Annotated in this window: 3 protein-coding genes; 1 reads left to right on the forward strand and 2 read right to left on the reverse strand. The window is 68.1% G+C overall.

Features of this window, described 5'->3' with window-relative positions; translation table 11 throughout:
• On the reverse strand, positions 1-234 hold a 234-nt coding region (locus CNO22_RS26815), incomplete at its 3' end, for a hypothetical protein (protein WP_198588641.1).
• On the reverse strand, positions 231-974 hold the full coding sequence (locus tag CNO22_RS26820; protein WP_232807391.1) for a response regulator transcription factor: 744 nt from the start codon (positions 972-974) through the stop codon (positions 231-233). The genes CNO22_RS26820 and CNO22_RS26815, both read right to left, overlap by 4 nt.
• 557 nt (positions 975-1,531) lie before the next feature.
• Here CNO22_RS26820 and CNO22_RS26825 point away from each other — a divergent pair.
• Entirely contained in the window at positions 1,532-2,023 is a 492-nt protein-coding gene (locus CNO22_RS26825; protein WP_198588642.1) for a hypothetical protein, read from the forward strand.
• The last annotated feature ends 6 nt before the right edge of the window (positions 2,024-2,029 follow it).

Raw genomic sequence — 2,029 nt, forward strand, 5'->3', positions numbered from 1 at the left:
ACCGACCGCGACCCCAACCGGTATGGCGAGCTGATCCAATGCACGCGGCGGCGCCAGCGCGGTCATGGCCAGGACCCCGACGGCCAAGCTCAAGACCGGCACCAGCACGGTCCCAGTGAGCACGGTCGTGATCGACCGGCGACGCAGCGCGTACAGCACGGAGAGCCCAAGCAAGGCCACGGCAAGGATCGAGGACAGCGCAACGGCGCTTGCGACGGTCAGCGAGGTATTCACTGTTGCTCCCGGTACTCGTACCGGTAACCGACGCCGAAGACGGTCAACAGCCGCATGGGCCGCGCCGGATCGTCCTCGATCTTCTCCCGTAGACGCCGCACATGCACGGTCACGGTGGACAGGTCTCCGTGCGACCAGCCCCACACCCGCTCCAGCAGTTCCTGCCGGGTGAAGTTGACTCCGGGGTGCTGCATGAGGAACTGCAGCAGGTCGTGCTCTCTCGCCGTCAGCGGCAAAATGCGCTGACCGACGCGAGTTTCGCGACGGCTCAGATCCAAGGAGAAGTCGCCGTCTCGAATCAGCTGCGGTAGGGACGTGTTACCGCTGGCCGTGCGGCGCAGCAGCGAGCGGATACGCAGTAGCAGCTCTCGAGGGCTGAAAGGTTTGCAGACGTAGTCGTCTGCGCCCGCCTCCAGCCCGGCCACACGCGCGTCCTCGTCTCCCAGTGCCGTGAGCATCAGCACCGGCAGGTCCCATCGCACGCGAAGATCCCGGCACACATGGTGACCGTGGCGACCAGGCAGCATCACGTCCAGCAGGACGAGATCGGGGCGGTGGCGCTCAACAGCCGCCAGCGCCGCCTGCCCGTCGCTGACCCACTCCGTCTCCAGCCCATGACGCTGCAAGTAACGGCTGACGACACGGGCGAGTAGCGGGTCGTCGTCCACGAGGAGAACACGCGCCACGCCGTCACGAGCCGACCCGGTCGGACCAGGGGCGGCGACGTCTTCGGCAGTCACCGACGGAATCATCCGCGAACTGTCAGCCTCTGTCATGTCCCAGGCCTCTGGATCTGCTTCCTTCGTCGTCCCGGTCCTGCACGGCTGTCGGCGCCGGCTGCTGAGCCGTGACCGCCGTCGCTGGCGCACCCCCGGCTATAACCCGCGTCGTCGTGCCTGGCCGCAGGTCGGCGATGCCGGGTCAGTCTCCTTCAGCTAGGGAAGAGGGGCGAGACGACGACACCGGCCGGACGGGCTGCGCGTGCGGATCGGTCGCACGTCCGCTGCGTGGCACCTCGCCGATCGCGGCTCCGTCAGGTGATCGCTGTACTCACCCAAGGCTGCGACGGCGTGCCGGCGGGCTCGGTTGGTAGAGCTCCAGAGCGGCGGAGGCGACGTTGTAGGTCAGGCCCTCACGGGCCCTCACGGGGGCGCCGCACTTCTTACGGCGATGTGACAGAGGAGCACCAGGAGGCGTCGACGAGGCGGCGGCGCGCAGTGTATGGGCGCCTGACGAAGCCGTCCGCAGCAAGGCGTCGGCGCAACCCGTTCGATCGCCACGAAGTGAGGAGGAACAGGTGCTCGATGTCGAGATCTGGCCCGCGGTGGTCGCGGGGTTGATCGCCGGCGCGGTGATGGAGGGGCCGGTCTATCTGCAGAAGGCCCTCGGCCTGCCGGTGAAGCAGAACATCTTCCGGACCTGGGGCAACCTGTTCCGGCTGCGCGGGGCCGGCGGCTACCTGGTCGGGATCCTGTTCCACCAGGTCTTGGCGGCGGTCATCGCGGTGTTGTACGCGGTGTTCTTCCGGCTGATCGGCGTCGAGGGCGACCTGTGGCTGTGGGGCCTGGTCGGAGCCCTGGTCCACTACACGTTGGCCGGTCCGGTGGTGAAGATCCTGCCCTCGCTGGACCCGGAAAGTGGCGAGGTAGGCAGGCAGGGCTTCGCCTACCGCAACTACGGCGCCCTCGACGTGGCGACCTCGTTCGTCGGGCACCTCGCCTTCGGCCTGCTGACCGGCATCCTCTACGGCTTGTTCCACTCCGGCGGAGGCAGCGGCCTGGCCGTCTAGCCCGCC

This window comes from Geodermatophilus chilensis (genome assembly GCF_002802985.1).
GTDB lineage: Bacteria > Actinomycetota > Actinomycetes > Mycobacteriales > Geodermatophilaceae > Geodermatophilus > Geodermatophilus chilensis.